Source organism: Entomohabitans teleogrylli (assembly GCF_001484765.1).
GTDB classification, from domain to species: Bacteria; Pseudomonadota; Gammaproteobacteria; order Enterobacterales; family Enterobacteriaceae; genus Entomohabitans; species Entomohabitans teleogrylli.
Window position 1 is genome coordinate 222,266 of the sequence record NZ_KQ947380.1, and the last position, 18,530, is coordinate 240,795.

An 18,530-nucleotide genomic window follows, 5' to 3' on the forward strand; every position below is an offset into this window, starting at 1 on the left:
CAGGGCGGCATCGGGTTAATAAATCCAGCGGTAGCGTTGCATATCGATGCGCCCATCCCCGCTAACCTGAACGCCTTCTGACAACAGAGCCTGACGCTGACGCTGTAAATCCGGACCGGTCAGCGAGATCGCGCCATGGCGATTCACCACCCGGTGCCATGGCAGACGGCTGCCTTCTGGCAGGCGCCGTAATACACCGCCGACCTGACGCGCTGCCCGGGGCGATCCCGCCAGACGCGCGACATCGCCGTAGGTTGTCACCGTCCCTTCCGGGATGGCGGCAATAATCTGGTATACCCGTTGAGGAAAACTGTCCTCCACCATGCTCTTTCTCCATTCAGGATGCGGTTTCAGGATAAACATCCCGACAGGCGCTGTGAAGTCCGCTTTGTGCAAGAAAGCGCCATGTAGCCCGCTGCGGCTTGCAATTGCCTGGCGCTATGGGGATAATGCGCCAGCGCGTTGAGACTCAACGCTCTCAATGGGGGCCCTGTTGGTTCTCCCGCAACGCTACTCTGTTTACCTGGTCAGGGCCGGAAGGCAGCAGCCAAAGCAGATGACGTGTGTGCCGGGATGTAGCTGGCAGGGCCCCCACCCAATTATGAGTAACTCCTTAATAGATAACGTCTAAAGTACTGAAATCCCGCCTCCATAGCCTTAGTGGTACAAAAATTGTGTATCACCAGTAGGCTGTACGATGTCCCTTATGCTCTCCTGTCATGGGATCTGGTACTACCGGAAAGTTAACGTCTTACCCTGTGGTAAACCCCGTGATTTTCGTCGTGCGTTAGGTACGCGTTCAAAGACTGAAGCGACAATGGCTCGGAAGTGTCTGGATTATCCGTGGCGATTCAATCTCGTTATGAGATCTGGTATTACCCCTGGGTCTTTATATTCCGCAAATAGCGTGATAGGTAGGTGTGTCTTTTACACACCTGTCAGGAACGCGAAATCAGAAATGTACAGGGCAATCAATACTACATCGTAGGGAATCCCGGCATACTCGTCATCAGGTTTTGCTGTGCTACAGTAGAAACGATGTTTGTGGAGAGCTGAAAGTATAATTATGTATGTAGTTATATTTTTTGGGGAGGCTGAAAATATATATCGATAAGGGTGATTTGATAGTTTTTCCTTTCCTTTTTCGACGATGAATCAATTATTTGGGGAAAAGTAATCTTTCTCAGTCATGTAACCTCTATTTGTGTAGAAACATGGACGTGGTGTCAATACTGATTTTCTAATAGAATGCGGTTTAATAGCTTTTGGAAAATATAACTTGTATATGAGTGCTATACACTACTATCAGTGAATTATAGGAATTATTGCCGACTTTGATGGAGATTAGTATAATTTGCTAAGGGTTAATATAAAAAAGGATAATTATATGTGTGCTTATAATATGGACAGAAATGAGTTTGAAGATAAATGTGATGAACTTATACAGCTTGCAACCCAGTTAGCGATGAAACATTTATTGCATAGGGCGACAGAATTCTTCCATGAGGTACAGGAGCTTATCCTGCAGATTCGATATGAAATTGAAATCAATTGCTTAACGTATTCGGGTGGTAGTCAAATTATTGAAAATCAAATAAAACATTTCAATAAACAGGATGCGTATCTAACTTTTGACAAAGCGAAAGCTTATTTTTTAGTAAAAAAAGAGCAGAAGGAAAAGAGGCTCAATCTTACCCTGGCACAGATAGGTTTTGTTGCCGGAGGTGCTCAGGCTGTTAGCGGCGCTGGTGTGTGTGCTGCGACTTTAGGAATAGCTTGTGCTTCATATGGTATCCCAATGATGTTGCATGGAACAAATAATACATATGAGAACGGATATTACCTTCTTTACCGTAAAAATAAATCTGGTACGGTCAGAGATGCATATCGATATGTAGCACATGAATTAGGATATGGTAATAAGCAAGGCGATTATGTCTATGGCGCCGTTGATTTGTCATTGACGGGCTGGGGCGGGTACCGCAAGATACTCTTACCACGAGAGAAATCCTGGAGTTTGTTCCGGCATATAAGAGCCGACTATATTCGTGGTTGGCAGCAAGCCGGGACTGTGGCATTAAGTGTCGATGCGTTAAGTTCGGTGGGTACAGGCTGGCAATTATATGTTTTAAAAGGAGAAGGACAGTGACTGAACAGGCGCTAATTTTTTCCTCGCAAACAATTTGGCCAGTTGTCGGGTTTTACTTTGTCTCAGCTTTATTATTTTTGCTTTTATTTTTAATAAAAATAAAAATCATGAAGAGAAAGAATTATTTTTTATTTGTGGTTTGTTCATTAGTCGTTATCTTTTCTGCCTCAATACAGTTTGCTTTATTTATGCATGGGACGGCATTTGCTAAAAGTTTCTTACATATCGATCTCGATGTGGATGCTTATGACTCGATATATTGGGGGGCATTATTTTATTCTCTGTTATACTTGCTGGCAGTACCGCGAAATATCTTTGTAAAATATATATAAATTCTGCTACCGGAAAGGGCAATATTTCATCGTCGGGGGGGCAGCAACCAGTCAACAGGCGACCAACACGGACCCGCTAACGCGTTGATTCGCCATCGCTTCTCTGTGGTTACGGGTTAGCCTGGTCGTGCTGGTCGTGCTGGTCGTGCTGGTCGTGCTGGTCGTGCTGGTCGTGCTGGTCGTGCTGGTCGCGTTGGCCGGATTGCCGGTCTGATGACTCAGGGGTTGTCTGCCGGAACAAAATTAAACCCTGATTTCAGAGTGGTTATCGCTTGAGAAAAAACCTGGCGATAAATCTTTGCCTGTCATTTTATTGTCATATTAATGTCACGTTTTGTTGCTAGTCTGTTAACCGCTGTGAATTTATTTTGCTATTATCCAGGTAATATATTCTCAGGATGCCTGACTTCGTAGTGGATGTTATTAATAGTGGGTTGTATCAAAGATTTTTTCTCCTTACCTGACTCAGGGAGCTTTTATGAGCACGGTTGTGTTAAATGTGAAAGTGAGTGTGGAATTAAAGGAAAAATTACGCCATTGCGCCGATGAAGCGCAGGAGACGTTGAGCAGCATTACCGAGAAACTCCTCTGGTTGGGGCTGCAGCATGCAGAGGATGAGCATGATGTTTCTGGCGAAGATATTGATAACCAACATACGGAAGAGGACCACGTTCCGCCTCTTTCGGCTAAAGAAATCAAACTGTTAAGAAAAATAATGAAGAAAAGAAAATGAAAGAAAATCACGACCTCACCACCGCAAACAACTATCTTGATGCCTGTCATTTACTGCGTTCCGGCTATGTTAAACATGTCCGGCTGGGCTGGAATATTGGCAGCGATGAGTTTTTTCGCATCGCCTCTGACTGGTGCGATGCCGGGGCGAAAATAAAGCGCGATGGCGACAGTTTTATTATCTCTCTGAAAGGTTTTGCTATTCCGCGTCAGCAACAGAGCTGAATGTGCCATAGAAAATGACCGGATGCTGCAACACAATCTTCATCATTTATTCATGCCGCGGTATTGTCGGTATACAATAATTGCCGGGCTGTTATAGATATGCCTCAATAAAATGTGCATGGTCATGGATGATCTCCCGGGTGGGCCGCTGGCGGCTCACCCGTTTATTTTTATACGCTGGTCAGGCGTGCGCGCTGGCGGCCGCGCAGAGACACCTGCTCCCAGACAGGGCGTAGCCGCAGCAAAACCGCCTCCATCTGCGCTTCAGGCAGTGTAAAAGGCAGGCGTAGAAAACGCTCCAGCGTGCCGTCAACGCCAAAGCGTGGTCCGGCGCCGATATGGATTCCAATATTCTCACTGGCGGCGGCGAATACGCTGGCCAGCGGCGCCGAGAGATTTGCCCACAGCGAAAGGCCGCCGGCCGGAGGCGTCACTTGCCATTCAGGGAACCACCGTTGTACCTGCTGTAACATCGCATCGCGCCTGGAGCGCAGTATGGCGCGTCTGGCGCTGAGCATCTGTTCGCCCCGGTCAATCAGGTGCGCGGTGGCGAGTTGTTCCAGTACCGGCGTGCCCAGATCCATACTGTCGCGGTTTTGCAGCAGCGTGGCGATGATTTGCGGGCTGGCGCGTACCCAGCCGACGCGCAACCCTCCCCAGAAACTTTTCGATGTCGATCCCAGAGTGATCACCCACTCTTCGCGATCGAAGGCGGCCAGCGGCGGCGGTGGCGGCGCCTCATACCACAGGTCCACCATGGTTTCATCCGCCACTGCCAGCGTACGAGTGCGGGCGGCGATATCCGCGACCCGGGCCCGGGTATCACTGTCCATACAGCGGCCGGTTGGGTTATGAAAATCCGGCAATAGCCAGGCGAGACGCGGCGCAGTCTGGGCGATGGTGGCCGCCAGTCCGGCGGTGTCCCAGCCCTGTTCGGCAAGCGGTACCGGGATTGGGCGGCAGGAAGCGCCGCGGATAACCGATATTGCCAGCGGCCAGGTGGGCTGATCAATAGCGATCCGATCTCCCGGTCCGGTAAAGCTTCTGAGTAACAGCGCCAGGCCGTTGGCGGCGCCGTTGACGATCAGAATATTGTCCGGCGTTGTCGGAACGCCGCGTTCGCTATAGCGTCGGGCGATAGCTTCCCGCAGCGGCAGCAACCCCTGAGAATCATAACCGGTCTGGCTGAGATATTCCGGCAACAGGGTCAGGGCGGCGGAATAGGCCTGATGAATTTCCGGGCCGGCGCTCAGCGCCGCCGTTGAGAGATCGATATCCGCATTGGTTGTCGACCAGACTGGCGCGGCGTGTTTTTCCGGCAGCATCGTGACAGAACCCGATCCCTGGCGGCTACACAGGTAGCCTTCGGCGCGTAATTGTTCCAGCGCGTTGCTCACCGTGGTGCGGCTAACGGCAAGCGCATCGGCGAGATCCCGTTCGCCAGGCAGTCGACAACCTATTGGCAGGCGACCGTCGAGGATCAGTAAACGTAGCCCGTCGGTCAATTGCCGCCAGAGCGGATGCCGGGAATGTTGCTGACGCCATTCTCCCAACAACATTACCAGTGACGCACTACCGGTTCGACGTTGATTCATTGCAGTCCACTTTTTTTAAACTGGCCATTAATAAGAAGTCCATTGTAGTGAAGAGTATAGCGACAAGATACCGGACAGGGGAAAGAAATGGGCAAACGACTACTGCAACTTTATTTTGGGTTAGTTCTTTACGGCGCTTCGACGGGGCTGTTTATTCGCGCTAACCTGGGGGCCGATCCGTGGGATATTTTCCACCTTGGCGTGGCGAAAATACTGGATTGCGACATCGGTTCGGTGATTATTGGCGTCGGGGCGGTGGCGCTACTGCTGTGGATCCCGCTGCGCCAGAAGCCAGGGCTGGGAACTATCAGTAATGTGATTGTGCTTGGTCTGGCGGCAAACCTCACGCTGGATCTCCTGCCGCAGCCGGAAGCGCTGTGGATACGCATTATTCTGCTGGTGAGCGCCATTGTCGCCTGTGCGCTGGCGACCGGGATGTATATTGGCGCCGGATTCGGACCAGGCCCGCGGGATGGCTTGATGACCGGGCTACATGCCCGCACCGGCTGGTCGATTCGCCGCATCCGCACCGCGATTGAATTAACGGTATTGCTGGTCGGTTTCCTGATGGGCGGTACCTTTGGTATTGGTACTATCCTGTATGCGTTGACTATCGGTCCGCTTATCCAACTGTGCCTGCCGTGGTTCAGCCAGCAGCGCGCGACGCCAGCGGTGCCGGCGAATGTGCAGCAGGACGCTGTTCGGGCGGGAAATCAGGAGACTTTAGTAAACAGGTGAGATCCAGTATGTCTGCGGTGCGGCGGAGTGTACCGCCGCCGCTATAGTACAGCGTTGGTGGCCTGGGGGGATCTGCGTCAACCTGGGCCGGGTTCCAGATAATGACGTATCTCATGGGAGGGAAACGCGACTTTATGGGTCATAATCACTCCGCTTGCACTGGAGAACGTTAAGCAGGTATCGACCATTTGGCGCGGTTTTGTCCCGGGGTGCGCTGTTGTCGGGTTGATGTCGTGCTGCTGTCGTGGTGGAGTGTGTGTGGCTGGCTGATACTGTAGCGGTGATAGGCTAATGAGGAAAATGCCATGAATCAGAATACCGTTCGTGCGTTGCGTTTATCACGCGCCTGGTCCCAGGAGCATCTGGCTGAGCTGGCATCGCTCAGTGTGCGTACTATTCAGCGTATCGAGAATGGCGGGCAGGCGAGCCTTGAAACCCTCAGCGCAATAGCTGCGGTATTTGGTCTGAATGTTGCCGATCTTGGCATACAGCCGGCCAGTAATGCGCGCTGCGACGAAGCGCTGGATCGGCGTGTGGCGCAGGCCCGGCAGCGGCTGAATGCGGAGAACCGTTTTTTCCGTCGGGCGCTGATATGGGCCATTGTCTGTACAGGGCTGGCGGCGGTAAATCTGTTGAGTGAGACGGAACGCTACTGGTTCCTCTGGCCGACGCTCATCTGGGGAGCCGTGCTGGCCTTTTCCGGTATCCGGCTATTCCTGCTCAGGGGCTGGCTGGAAAAACGCAATCGACGCCGCTTACAGCAACTGGTCCGTAAGTGAGGGGGCGATTTCTTTGGCGCCGAACCAGGCGATAAATTGATCGGCGGGTAACGCTTTGCTGTATAACCATCCCTGGGCGAACTCTACATGGTGCGCTTTCAGCCAAGCTGCCTGGGCGGGCGTTTCCACCCCTTCTGCGATCATGGTCAGTTTTAAGGATCTGGCCATCTCAACAATATGGGGCGTGACGTTTTTATATTCCAGCGAGTCGACAAAGGATTTATCTATCTTCAGGGTATCGATATCCAGTTCTTCCAGGTAGCTAAGGCTGGAATATCCGGTACCGAAATCATCGATATAGATGGCGTGCCCGGCGTCACGATAGCGAGCAATAATGGGACCGGTGACCGCCGGGTTCGCGAAACCGCGTTCAGTAATTTCAAAGGCAATCTGCTGCGCAGAGACCTGCCATTTCTTCAGCCGGGGTTCAACATATTCCAGCATATGGGTCGATAACAGATCGCAAGGCGCGAGGTTAATTGAAATATGCTGCCGGGGATGCTTGCTCAGCCAGGCACCGAGATCGTCAAAGACATGGTTAATAATTAACTCTGTTAGCCGGGTTATCTGCTGCGTTTGTTCCGCCAGGGGAATAAAGACATCCGGACTCAGCCAGCTTCCGTCCTGCTGGCGCCAGCGTATCAGCGCTTCAGCGCCGGAGCAGGCTCCTGATTCAAGGTGAATAATAGGCTGATAGTGGACTTCAAATCTCCCGGCGTGAATGGCATCGGCGAGCCGGTAACGCAAAGACTGCAGGCGCCGTAGCTGGCGGAGAATGAGCCATGTGGCAAGCAGACTCAGCAGCAGCCCGGGGGGCAGCCAGAACAGTAATTGCTGGCGCCACCAGGCGTCAAGGGGAGCCCTGGATGCCCAGACGACAATCGTCATATTGATTTCCGGGACCCGGCGCAGGAAATAGACGTTGTTATGATGTTCCGCCATGGGGGAAGAAAGCGGATCGCTGACTGCCTGCTGAAGGATTTCCGGAGCCAGCGCGTGGCTGGCGGCAAAGGTGCGCTGACGTTTTAACCCAACCAGCGCGACATGCAGCGGCAGGTTGCCGAAAGGGAGCACGTCCACAAAAGAGGCGGGGTCGATCAGTACTACATAGGGCGGTTTTCCCAGCGCCACCATCTGATGTTTTATACCAAGATCGCTCTGTGCGGTAAGCCATACCTGGAAGCCGCCTGGGCTGATGACATCCGGTTCACTGAATACCGGTTGTTGACTGTTGACCTCCAGCGATGAACAGCGCGGGGTGAGTCCGTCCAGCCAGACGACTTCCTGAATAAAGCGATGGGTATAAGACAGACGGCGCATTTGCAAAAGATGTTGAGGACTACAGGGCACGGCGTGTTGAGCGTTAATCAGCGCCAGAGCTGCTTTAGCCTGATCGGCGACCTGAGTGGTACGCAGCAAAACCCGGCCAGAATAATTTTCCAGTTCGTTACGAAACTCCGTCTCGGCTTTGCGGTGCGCCAGCCAGATACTGAGGATGATGGGGAGCAACACAGCAACAATCAGCACGCTGGTGACCAGCAAGGTCAGTTTGCGCGTCGGCATCAACATCACTCCCCGGGTTAAGGAAAATAGCGGTTTCCATAGAGTATGGCTCATTATAAGGGAATGTTTAGCTAACGGATAATCGTAGTTAAGCGCTATTGGGTTGCTGAAATGCGCTTTCTGCTTGCCATTTTTGATGAGGTGTAATATTTTGCTGTTATGTTATAACATAACCAGTCAGGAGGGCCTGTGAAACAGGGCATTCACCCGCAGTATCGTACCGTGGTTTTTCATGACACCAGCGCCGACGCCTGGTTTAAAGTGGGTTCCACTATACAGACCAGCCGGGAAATTACTCTCGAAGGTGTGACATATCCTTATGTCGCAATTGACGTTTCTTCTGCTTCGCATCCTTATTATACCGGCAGGCAGAAAACCTATGTTAATGAAGGTAGCGCGGCGCGTTTCCGCCAGCGCTTTGGCCGTTTTTTCCCGGGTAAGGAGCAGTAACGATGCAGGTAGTAAATTCATTGCGTAGCGCGCGCCAGCGTCATCCGGACTGCCGGATTGTCAAACGCAAAGGGCGGTTGTATGTCATCTGCAAATCCAACCCGCGTTTTAAAGCCGTACAGGGGCGTAAAAAACGTCGCTAGCTTTGCCGGAAACTGGCCAGGGAATAGCGCTGTTTTCCTTCGGCATCAAAATTTTGCGGCGCCAGCCAGGATTGTAGTGCCCGGTCGGTCGCTGGCCATTCACTATCCAGCAGGGAAAACCATGCGGTGTCCCTGCTGCGACCTTTATAAATCATTGCCTGGCGGAAAATACCTTCAAACTGGAACCCCAGCCGCAGCGCGGCCTGGCGAGAAGGTTGATTCAGGCTGTCACACTTCCATTCGTAGCGCCGGTATCCCAGGGTATTGAATACGTAGCGCATCAGCAGCCAGTGCGCCTCTGTGGCGGCCGGGGTGCGCTGCAGGCGAGGGGAGAAATGTACATGTCCCACTTCGATAACGCCATTTTTCGGGTCAATACGCATTAATGAAAATATGCCCACCGGCTGACGTGTCTGCTGGCTGACAACCGCGAAATAGCGCGGATCCTGGCTGTGCGCCATATCAGATACCCGGGACTGATATTCTTCGGGGGAAGTGGGCGCTTCGTGGGTCAGCCAGGTCCAGCTACGGGTATCCGGCGCTTCCCGGAAGGCAGCATAGAGTTCTGACGCATGTTGTTCCGCCAGCGGTTCCAGCAGACAGTAACGACCCACCAGAGTTACCGCGCCGGGAAGCGGGCAATCATGCCAGTCGGGGAGTGCGGGGCCGATCGGTTGACCCCAGGGCGTTAATGGTTCCATGTGAATTCTCCGTTGATAAACATCTGCTGTTACCTTAAAAAACAAGTGGCACTGTTAACAGCTCCACATATGATCATTTTTATGGTGCCACACTAGCGGATGATGCGATGAATACCACTGAAGAAATGCTGACGGAGTTCTTGCTCAGGGAGCCTCTGGGGTCCAGCGGGCGAACGCTACAGCGTGAATTGTATCTGAGGCTCAGGCAGGCGATAGTCTCCGGGCGTCTGGCGGCAGGCTTCCAACTGCCTGGGACCCGAACTCTGGCAAGGGTGCTGGGAATATCGCGTAATACGGCGGAAGCCGCCTGTCAGCAACTGGCCACAGAGGGCTATCTGTTGCGCGACCGTCGCGGCGCCAGGGTTGTATTTCTGCCTCAGCCCGCGCCGGGCGCGGAGATTCAAAAGTCAGTGAAGACTTACCAGGCGAAACTTTCACTGCGGGCGCAGGCTGTGGCGAGTGGCAGTCGGCGGCGCCAGGCGCCTCTGTTGTTCTCGCCAGGCGTCCCGGCGCTCAACCGGTTTCCGCTGCGACGCTGGAGTAACTGCGTTGAGAATGTGCTGAAGACGACGGGGCCGGCGCTGTTAGCCTATGGCGATCCCTGTGGTGAACTGGCGCTGCGTAATGCTATCGCACGCCATTTGTCCCTTGCCCGGGCAATTCCCTGCCAGGCCGGGCAGATTATCGTGACGGAAGGCGCTCAACAAGCGCTGGAACTCAGTGTGCAGTTGCTCACTAACCCGGGAGAGTGCGCCTGGCTGGAGAATCCGGGATATCGGGGAGCGCGCACCGCTTTTCGTCAGGGAGAACTGCAAATCATCCCGGTCGCTGTGGATGAAGAGGGGATGTGCTGTTCGCCGGAATTGTGGCAAAGCAGCCCTCCGGCGCTGATTTATACTTCTCCTTCGCATCAGTATCCGCTGGGTGGGGTATTGAGCGTGGCGCGACGCTTCGCGCTATTACAGCGCGCCCGCGAGACGGGGGCATGGATTATTGAAGATGACTATGACAGTGAGTTTCGCCACACAGGCGATCCGGTACCTGCCATGCAGGGGCTGATGACAGAACCGCCGGTGATTTACTGCGGGACATTCAGCAAAACGATGTTTCCCTCGCTGCGGATTGGCTACCTGGTCCTGCCGCCGCAACTGGTGGAGGCGGCCATGCCGGTTCTGAATACGCTCCTGCGCGGCGGAAATCGTATGACCCAACTGGCGCTGGCGGAGTTTATCGAACGTGGGTACTATGCCCGCCATTTGTCGGCGATGCGGCGTTTGTACCGCGACCGGCAACTGGCGCTACGCCAGGCATTGCGCGATGCGATACCCTGCCGGCACCAGATTGTCGGGGGCGGAGGCGGAATGCACCTCAGTCTTGTGTTTGCTTCCCGGCTTGATGATCAAGCGCTGGCGCTACAGGCGCGTCGTTATCACATGGCGCCGGCGGCGCTGTCTGATTTTTTGCATGACGAGAGTCACTTGCTATCTGGCCTTGTACTGGGCTACGGAAATACCTCCCGCAGCCAGTTTACAGCGTCTGCGCGACGTCTCGGCCAACTGATAGCGGCTGCGCAGCGCTAATGGCTTTGTCCAGGGAGAAGATGTCATAGAATGACAGGTTGCCTTTGCGCGCCAGCATATTGCGTAATGCGGCTTTCTGCACTTCTTCTACCCGCGTGGAGTTGAGAATATTGTCGATAAGCGATACCGGCGCATAGCGGGTGTTATACCACTCCCCGTTGTAGCATACCCGCAGGTCCAGCACGTCGATATCTTCATAACGGTAGCGCGGGGAGACATCAAAAAAGAAGAAACCGTTCATTAAAATGAACAAAATAATCAATAACCAGACAGAACCGGCAAGCGTAGTAGACAGTAACATCACCGCCAGGGTGGCAAACCAGCCGAGGTACATGGTGAGAAATAGCCAGGGATGTTTGCGCAGGAAACTGATGCTGAACCGCGGGCGGTTATCCCGACGTTCATCGCGATTAATCTGATCGAGCGCATTAGTGAGCAGGCGTTGTATTTCGGTCATGGGGCGAATTCTGTAGTGACAAAATGGGTTGGTATCATTTTCGACACAGCTATGGCATCAGAAAAGTAACAGTTTACGGATTAAAAGGCATAACAGATCTGAATGACGTTAGTCCGGACGGGCAGGCTGTGCGGTTTTTCACACATTACCGTCTGGTGCCTGCCACAGAGTAATACATAACATGCTCAGAAATCCGCGATGGGTATGCATCAACTCCGGATAATGAAATACGCTTTGTCTGATTTTCTTATCTGACACACTAATTGATTGCGGGGAGCACAACCGCGAAATGTCTGTATCTGCATGGCTAAAAGATAAGTTATATATACCGCTACGACCTGAGTAATCCTGGTGGGAATTTTGTTTAAAGCACAATAAGGCACACTTGTTGTAGTGTTTAGCGACTCACCCACCCGATGACTAATGCCAGAAAAATCTGATATTTTGTAAGTTTTTAGGATAATTACTTCTGCTAAATAAATCAGCGAACAAATTTCCACACCGATGCTGGTATTTTGTCATAGAGTTTATTCATCGTCAGTTCAGCAAGGCGGTGGTCCGCGGCTGAATAAAATACCGCCAGTTCGTTGTCAGAAAGCTCATATTTATTTTTCTCAATCACACGTTCCAGCGTATCGATTGACTGGCAACGTCGCAGGCGCATCAGATAATCAACTTTAGTGAGTGGTTTTTCAGACATAATTTTTACCTTAAATATCCGTTCTTATCAGAACGAAAGACTGACGGGGTTGGCCCGGCTTTCGTTTACAAAACACCGGAACAGCCGGTGACCCGATTTACGCCACTTCTGCAGATCCTCTGCATTTATGCCGTAATTACTAAACAGTATAAACGTATCGTCCAGATATTCATCTATTTGTTCTATCAATTTACTGTCATCTTCATACTTAATTTTATAATTAAGTGCAAATGAAGCAATATGTTCAATCAAATCGTTCAACTGAAGGTTAACCGCAGAGGTGGGATCGTTCACCCAACCATGGTTACTTTCCCCAAGGTTTACCAGACAGTCGTGGTACAGCGTTTCACAGAGAAATTTTAACTGCGCTATATCATGCCGTTTTGGTGAGTACTCGTCCATAATACATCCCCTTTTTATCGCAAAAATTTGATAAAGACAATGGGTTGGGAGTGGACACACCTTATGGATGTGGAGATTAATAGTTAACTTTTCAATTGTTACTGATAACTATAAGTCAATGTTATCTATTTTTCCTTAACTAAGGATGAAAAAAACTGCCTTAAGTACTCCGGCAATGATAAGACAGGTTATAAATATTTAATATAGCCTGGATTACCACATAAGCTATCTGTTGCCCGGACTACTCAGATTTGGAGACCAGTAACGGTGATTGTAATATTAACTCAACATTCTGAAATCCCCGGATAAGCAAAATTTAAGAAAGTTCTCAGGTATTAAAAGTTGCTTAACAAACAACGGGTACCGTGCTTTGTATAACCTTTTGCTTCATTTGGCGCATATGCTAACGCTATTTGAACGTTAACACAAATGGTGCGTTTCGTATATACCCGAGCTTGTGCGGCGAAGTACGCCGGGCAGGGCTGTATCCTTCAAGTAACCCATTGTCAAACAAGTAAATAAAGATACCACCAGCGGCATTTTTCTGACTGATTTACGGCGCATTTTCAGAGCGTTCTTTTGTTACAAAATGGAAGTTTTCAGGGCAAGTATTAACAGTTGAATAAAAATTGTTCCGCTACGGGAGGGGATGGCTGTCAATGGTGTGGAGACACGACCTGAAAACATAAACTGGCGTCAGTACAGGAAAGTTATAACCTAACAGCCGCCGTTAGATTAAAAAAAAGGCCGCAGAGGCGGCCTTTTTCAGTCACAGTATGGTTTTACCCGTGCTTATGTTCCACCGGATGGCTGTGCTCAATATCTTCGCCTTTACGGCTGAAGCGGCGACGAACCACCACAAAGAACACCGGTACGAAGAAGATAGCCAGGATAGTCGCGGTGACCATCCCGCCCATTACCCCGGTACCAACGGCGTTCTGGGCGCCGGAGCCGGCGCCGCTGCTGATAACCAGCGGCAGTACCCCAAGGATAAAGGCCAGCGATGTCATCAGAATCGGGCGCAAACGCATACGTACCGCTTCCAGCGTGGCTTCTATCAGGCCCTTGCCCTCTTTTTCCATCAGGTCTTTGGCGAATTCAACGATCAATATCGCGTTCTTCGCCGATAGCCCAATGGTTGTTAGCAGCCCCACCTGGAAGTAAACGTCGTTAGTCAGGCCGCGCATCGTCGCCGCTAACAGCGCGCCGACTACCCCCAGCGGTACTACCAGCATAACTGAGAAGGGGATAGACCAGCTTTCATACAGCGCCGCCAGACACAGGAATACCACAATCAGCGAAATGGCATACAGCGATGGTGCCTGGTTGCCGGACAGCCGTTCCTGATAAGACATCCCCGTCCAGTCGTAGCCAATACCGGTCGGCAACTTACTGGCCAGTTCTTCCATCATCGACATCGCCTCACCCGTACTTCTGCCCGGCGCCGCCTGACCAAGGATTTCCATGGACGGCAGGCCGTTATAGCGTTCCAGACGCGGTGAACCGTACTCCCAGTGTGAACTGGAGAACGAGGAGAATGGCACCATCTGGCCGTTAGCGCCGCGTACATACCAGTTATTGATATCACTTGGCAGCATACGGTATTCGGCTTCAGACATGATATAGACTTTTTTCACGCGACCGCGATCGATAAAGTCGTTCACATAGCTGCCGCCCCATGCCGCGCCCAGGGTGGTGTTTATATCGCTAATCGATACCCCCAGCGCCTGCGCTTTCTCCTGGTCGATATTGATTTTGAACTGTGGCGTATCTTCCAGACCGTTGGGACGCACCCCGACCAACAGGTCAGGATGTTTAGCCACTTCGCCGAACAACTGGTTACGCGCCTGAGTCAGTTTTTCATGGCCTAAACCTGCCTGGTCGATTAACTGGAAGTCGAAACCGGTCGCAGTACCCAGTTCAACAATCGCCGGAAGGTTAAAGGCGAAGACAATCGCATCCTTAATTTTGGCGAATTCGGCGTTAGCTTTGGCGGTAATCGCCGGAACTTTGTTCTCCTCGCCGGGACGCTCGCTCCAGTCTTTCATCGAAACGAACGCCAGACCGGAGTTCTGCCCACGGCCCGAGAAGCCAAATCCGTTAACGGTAAATACCGAGTTAACGTTATCTTTCTCGTTGGTCAGATAATAGTTCGCGACCTGGTCCAGCACTTTCTGGGTACGTTCCTGGGTTGCCCCTGCCGGGAGCTGTACCATGTTGAGGAACACCCCCTGGTCTTCGTCCGGAAGGAACGAACTGGGCAGGCGAACAAACAGGTAAGCCATTCCCACCACGATAATCAGGTAGAGCAGCAGGTAACGACCGGTACTGCGCAGGATGTTCGCTACGCTGTCGGTGTAATGATGCGTGCTCTTTTCGAACATGCGGTTAAACCAGCCGAAGAAACCGGTCTTGCTTTCACCGTGATCGCCTTTGGCGACTGGCTTGAGCATTGTGGCGCACAGCGCCGGCGTCAGAATCATCGCCACCAGAACCGACAGAACCATCGCCGAAACGATCGTAATGGAGAACTGGCGATAGATAGCGCCGGTTGAACCGCCGAAGAAGGCCATTGGGATAAACACCGCCGACAGCACCATGGCGATACCCACCAGCGCGCCCTGAATCTGCCCCATCGACTTACGGGTAGCTTCTTTCGGCGGCAGGCCTTCCTCCATCATCACGCGCTCGACGTTTTCCACCACCACGATGGCGTCATCCACCAGCAGACCTATCGCCAACACCATACCAAACATGGTCAGGGTGTTTATCGAGAAGCCAAAGGCGGCGAGTATCGCGAAGGTACCCAGCAACACCACCGGTACGGCGATGGTCGGGATCAGCGTGGCCCGGAAGTTCTGCAGGAACAGATACATCACCAGGAATACCAGCAGGATCGCTTCTACCAGGGTTTTCACCACTTCGTTAATGGAAATCTTAACGAACGGCGTGGTGTCATACGGGTAGACCACTTTCAGACCATGCGGGAAGAAAGGCTCCAGCTTGGCAATGGTGGCGCGTACTGCCGCCGCGGTGTCGAGGGCGTTAGCCCCGGTCGCCAGTTTAATCCCCAGACCGGAGGAGGGCTGGCCGTTGTAACGGGCGATAACATCATAGCTTTCACCACCCAGCTCAACACGGGCAACATCTTTCAGGCGTACCTGAGAGCCGTCCTGATTAACTTTCAGCAGGATATTGCCGAACTCCTCCGTGGAGGTCAGTCGGGTCTGGGCGATGATTGAGGCGTTTAACTGCTGGCCCTTAACCGGCGGCGTACCGCCTAACTGACCGGCGGCGACCTGGGCGTTCTGCGCTTTAATCGCCGTAATAACGTCGACCGGGGTAAGCTGGAAATTATTCAGCTTGTTGGGGTCCATCCAGATACGCATCGCGTACTGAGCGCCGAACAGGGTTACGTCACCTACGCCAGCCGTACGGCTGATAGGATCTTTAACGTTGGAGCCCACGTAGTCCGCAATGTCGTCCTGGGTCATTGAACCATCGGTATTGATCATCCCCACGACCATCAGGAAGCTGCTGGAGGATTTTTCTACACTAACCCCCTGCTGTTGTACTTCCTGCGGCAGTAGAGGCATGGCCAATTGCAGTTTGTTCTGTACCTGAACCTGAGCGATATCCGCGTCGGTGCCTGAATCGAAGGTCAGGGTGATCTGCACGGTACCGGAAGAGTCACTGGTTGAGGACATATACAGCAGGTTATCGATACCATTCATGTTCTGTTCGATAACCTGTGTCACCGTATCCTGCACGGTTTTCGCGTCAGCACCTGGGTAAGAGGCGGAAACTGTGACTGCCGGCGGCGCAATAGTTGGATATTGCGCTACCGGCAATTTCAGGATCGCAAGCGCCCCCGCCAGCATGATGATGATCGCGATAACCCACGCAAAAATCGGGCGATCGATAAAAAACTTAGCCATGTCTTAACGGCTCCTGTTTAAGTTAAGACTTCGTTTATCCCTGCTGAGCTGCGGTTGCCGGCTGCTGCTGTTGCGCTTCATCCGCCGTCACTTCCTGGGCTTTCACCTGAACGCCAGGCCTGACTTTCTGCAGTCCGGTAACAATGACGCGGTCTCCGGCTTTCAGCCCGTCGGTAACCAGCCATTTGTCACCAATTGCTTTGTCGGCGCTAATCTGGCGGACTTCCACTTTATCTTCCGCGCCGACAACCATCGCGGTAGCATCCCCGCGGGCGGTATGGGTCACACCTTGCTGTGGCACCAGTAGGGCGTTCTGGTTAATTCCTTCTTCCAGACGCGCGCGTACAAACATGCCGGGTAGCAGTGTGTTGTTAGGGTTGGGGAAGATAGCCCGCAGCGTGATAGAACCGGTAGTCTGATCGACGGTGACGTCAGAGAATTCCAGGGTACCGGACTGGGGGAATTGAATACCGTCAGAGGTAATCAGCTCGACTTTGGCTTTGCCGTTTTCCTGCTTCAGGGTACCGGCAGCCAGCTCTTGCTTCAGGCGCAGAAAATCGTTGCTGGACTGAGTCACATCCACATAAATGGGATCGAGCTGCTGAACGGTCGCCATAGCGTTGGTCTGGCCGGTTTGCACCAGGGCGCCCTCTGTCACATTCGATTTGCCGATACGGCCGCTAATCGGTGAGGTAACTTTGGTATAGGCGAGGTTGATGCGCGCGGTTTCCACCGCCGCTTTAGCCGCGACCACGGACGCGTTCGCCTGTTGGGCATCGGCAACCGCCTGATCGTATTCCTGCTGACTGATATACTGGGTACCCAGCAGCTTCTGGTAACGTTTTACCGTCAACTGGGCGATGTTGGCGCTGGCCTGCGCTCTGGCGAGATCGCCTTTGGCGCTTTCATAAGTTGCCTGGTAGGTCGCCGGATCAATTTGATAGAGCGAGACACCCGCCTCGATATCACTCCCCTCGACGAAATTACGCTTCAGGATAATACCGCTAACCTGGGGACGCACTTCCGCAACGCGGTAAGCGCTGGTACGCCCTGGAAGCTCCGTTGTGATTTGCAGAGGCTCGGATTTCAGCGTCACGACGCCCACTTCGGGCATTTGTGGCGCCTGCTGCTGAGTCTCTTTATTGTCACATCCTGTAAGCGCTAAGCTCCCTGAGAGCATCAGAACGACCGCCAGAGGCGTTAACCCTCTGTTTTTGTTCATAGGTAAACCTCGAGTGTCCGATTTCAAATTTGTTCAATGGATGGGTAGTCCAAAACCCACTGCTGCGTTTATATTATCGTCGTGCTATGGTACATACATTCACAAATGTATGTAAATCTGGCCCCTGTAAATTCATCAACCTATGGCACGAAAAACCAAACAACAGGCACTGGCGACGCGTCAGCATATCATTGATATTGCTATCCGCCTGTTTTCTGAGCGCGGTGTTTCCTCTACCTCCCTGGCGGATATTGCCCTGGCGGCCGGGGTGACCCGCGGTGCAATCTACTGGCATTTCAAAAACAAGTCCGACCTGTTCAGCGAAATCTGGGAATCTTCAGAAGCCGGTATCGGCGACTTAGAAGTTGAGTATCGGGCAAAATTTCCCGACGATCCACTCTCAGTGATAAGAGAGTTGTTGATCACGATTCTTGAAGCCACGGTGGTGGATGAACGCCGGCGTCTGATGATGGAAATTATCTTCCATAAATGTGAATTTGTCGGGGAGATGGCGCCGGTTCAGGAAGCCCAGCGCAGTATGTATTTACAGGAATATGACAAGATAGAAGCCGCGCTCCAGCAGTGCGTGGATAAAGGCCTGCTGCCGCAGGGGTTGATGACGCGGCGAGCGGCGATTCTGATGCGCAGCTATATGTGCGGTTTAATGGAAAGCTGGCTGTTCGCCCCGCAACTGTTCGATCTCCATAAAGAGGCGCGGGCCTATGTCTGTACATTAATAGAGATGTTCCAGCGCTGTCCTTCATTACAAAACGCCTCTGCGTAGCGTGAGTGTAAAAAATCTTCAGGTTAATTTTTTAAGGTAA

Annotated in this window: 19 protein-coding genes and 1 other RNA gene; 11 read left to right on the top strand and 9 right to left on the bottom strand. The window is 52.3% G+C overall.

Features of this window, described 5'->3' with window-relative positions:
• Positions 1–15 precede the first annotated feature (15 nt).
• Positions 16–324 (bottom strand): MGMT family protein, encoded by a 309-nt coding sequence (locus AQ981_RS09830; protein WP_058911565.1) that lies wholly within the window; start codon positions 322–324, stop codon positions 16–18.
• A gap of 167 nt (positions 325–491) precedes the next feature.
• Here AQ981_RS09830 and ffs point away from each other — a divergent pair.
• The 5 genes from ffs (at position 492) to AQ981_RS09850 (ending at position 3,438) form a co-directional block, all read left to right on the top strand.
• Positions 492–588: signal recognition particle sRNA small type (gene ffs / locus AQ981_RS25895), an RNA gene on the top strand.
• A 799-nt stretch (positions 589–1,387) separates the two neighbouring features.
• Positions 1,388–2,149 carry a DUF4225 domain-containing protein gene (locus AQ981_RS09835; protein WP_058911566.1) on the top strand — a complete coding sequence of 254 codons (762 nt, stop codon included), beginning with the start codon at positions 1,388–1,390 and terminating at the stop codon, positions 2,147–2,149.
• Positions 2,146–2,481, top strand: coding sequence for a hypothetical protein (locus AQ981_RS09840; protein ID WP_058911567.1), 336 nt, complete (start codon positions 2,146–2,148; stop codon positions 2,479–2,481). The genes AQ981_RS09835 and AQ981_RS09840 overlap by 4 nt, the downstream gene beginning before the upstream one ends.
• Positions 2,482–2,959: 478 nt before the next feature.
• The gene (locus tag AQ981_RS09845) at positions 2,960–3,214 is read left to right on the top strand and encodes a hypothetical protein (RefSeq protein WP_058911568.1); all 255 of its coding nucleotides are present in this window, start codon (positions 2,960–2,962) and stop codon (positions 3,212–3,214) included.
• Positions 3,211–3,438, top strand: a complete 228-nt coding sequence (locus tag AQ981_RS09850; protein WP_058911569.1) for a hypothetical protein — start codon at positions 3,211–3,213, stop codon at positions 3,436–3,438. Before AQ981_RS09845 ends, AQ981_RS09850 begins: the two co-directional genes overlap by 4 nt.
• A gap of 170 nt (positions 3,439–3,608) precedes the next feature.
• Here AQ981_RS09850 and yczR read toward each other — a convergent pair whose 3' ends face one another.
• Positions 3,609–5,033, bottom strand: coding sequence for a MocR-like transcription factor YczR (gene yczR / locus AQ981_RS09855; RefSeq protein ID WP_058911570.1), 1,425 nt, complete (start codon positions 5,031–5,033; stop codon positions 3,609–3,611).
• Positions 5,034–5,120: 87 nt separating this feature from the next.
• Between yczR and yczE the strand changes: the two genes are divergently transcribed.
• Both yczE and AQ981_RS09865 read left to right on the top strand, forming a co-directional pair.
• On the top strand, positions 5,121–5,771 hold the full coding sequence (yczE, locus tag AQ981_RS09860) for a membrane protein YczE (protein WP_058911571.1): 651 nt from the start codon (positions 5,121–5,123) through the stop codon (positions 5,769–5,771).
• A gap of 305 nt (positions 5,772–6,076) precedes the next feature.
• Positions 6,077–6,550, top strand: coding sequence for a 2TM domain-containing protein (locus AQ981_RS09865; protein WP_058911572.1), 474 nt, complete (start codon positions 6,077–6,079; stop codon positions 6,548–6,550).
• Here the strand turns inward: AQ981_RS09865 and AQ981_RS09870 are convergent.
• Positions 6,527–8,113: an EAL domain-containing protein gene (locus AQ981_RS09870; RefSeq protein ID WP_058911651.1), complete on the bottom strand. Its 1,587-nt coding sequence runs from the start codon at positions 8,111–8,113 to the stop codon at positions 6,527–6,529. The genes AQ981_RS09865 and AQ981_RS09870 overlap by 24 nt on opposite strands.
• A 189-nt stretch (positions 8,114–8,302) precedes the next feature.
• Here AQ981_RS09870 and AQ981_RS09875 point away from each other — a divergent pair, with 189 nt between their 5' ends.
• Both AQ981_RS09875 and ykgO read left to right on the top strand, forming a co-directional pair.
• Entirely contained in the window at positions 8,303–8,563 is a 261-nt protein-coding gene (locus AQ981_RS09875; RefSeq protein ID WP_058911573.1) for a type B 50S ribosomal protein L31, read from the top strand.
• Positions 8,564–8,565: 2 nt separating this feature from the next.
• Complete coding sequence (gene ykgO, locus AQ981_RS09880; RefSeq protein WP_058911574.1) at positions 8,566–8,706, top strand: type B 50S ribosomal protein L36; 141 nt, start codon at positions 8,566–8,568, stop codon at positions 8,704–8,706.
• On the opposite strand, the gene AQ981_RS09885 is transcribed toward ykgO, so the two are convergent.
• Positions 8,703–9,407, bottom strand: a complete 705-nt coding sequence (locus AQ981_RS09885; RefSeq protein ID WP_058911575.1) for a GNAT family N-acetyltransferase — start codon at positions 9,405–9,407, stop codon at positions 8,703–8,705. The two genes, ykgO and AQ981_RS09885, sit on opposite strands and share 4 nt — an antisense overlap.
• A 107-nt stretch (positions 9,408–9,514) precedes the next feature.
• On the opposite strand from AQ981_RS09885, the gene pdxR reads away from it, so the two are divergent.
• Positions 9,515–10,987 (top strand): MocR-like pyridoxine biosynthesis transcription factor PdxR, encoded by a 1,473-nt coding sequence (pdxR, locus tag AQ981_RS09890; RefSeq protein ID WP_058911576.1) that lies wholly within the window; start codon positions 9,515–9,517, stop codon positions 10,985–10,987.
• Here the strand turns inward: pdxR and AQ981_RS09895 are convergent.
• The 5 genes from AQ981_RS09895 to acrA all read right to left on the bottom strand — a co-directional run bounded on the left by AQ981_RS09895 (position 10,935) and on the right by acrA (position 17,706).
• Entirely contained in the window at positions 10,935–11,444 is a 510-nt protein-coding gene (locus AQ981_RS09895) for a YlaC family protein (RefSeq protein WP_058911577.1), read from the bottom strand. The genes pdxR and AQ981_RS09895 overlap by 53 nt on opposite strands.
• A gap of 481 nt (positions 11,445–11,925) precedes the next feature.
• Positions 11,926–12,144: an HHA domain-containing protein gene (locus AQ981_RS09900; RefSeq protein WP_058911578.1), complete on the bottom strand. Its 219-nt coding sequence runs from the start codon at positions 12,142–12,144 to the stop codon at positions 11,926–11,928.
• 27 nt (positions 12,145–12,171) lie between these two features.
• Positions 12,172–12,546: an Hha toxicity modulator TomB gene (gene tomB / locus AQ981_RS09905; RefSeq protein WP_058911579.1), complete on the bottom strand. Its 375-nt coding sequence runs from the start codon at positions 12,544–12,546 to the stop codon at positions 12,172–12,174.
• Positions 12,547–13,328: 782 nt separating this feature from the next.
• Positions 13,329–16,484: a multidrug efflux RND transporter permease subunit AcrB gene (gene acrB, locus AQ981_RS09910; protein WP_058911580.1), complete on the bottom strand. Its 3,156-nt coding sequence runs from the start codon at positions 16,482–16,484 to the stop codon at positions 13,329–13,331.
• Positions 16,485–16,518: 34 nt separating this feature from the next.
• On the bottom strand, positions 16,519–17,706 hold the full coding sequence (acrA, locus tag AQ981_RS09915; RefSeq protein ID WP_058911581.1) for a multidrug efflux RND transporter periplasmic adaptor subunit AcrA: 1,188 nt from the start codon (positions 17,704–17,706) through the stop codon (positions 16,519–16,521).
• Positions 17,707–17,848: 142 nt separating this feature from the next.
• Here acrA and acrR point away from each other — a divergent pair, with 142 nt between their 5' ends.
• Positions 17,849–18,490, top strand: coding sequence for a multidrug efflux transporter transcriptional repressor AcrR (gene acrR, locus AQ981_RS09920; RefSeq protein WP_058911582.1), 642 nt, complete (start codon positions 17,849–17,851; stop codon positions 18,488–18,490).
• Positions 18,491–18,530 lie beyond the last annotated feature (40 nt).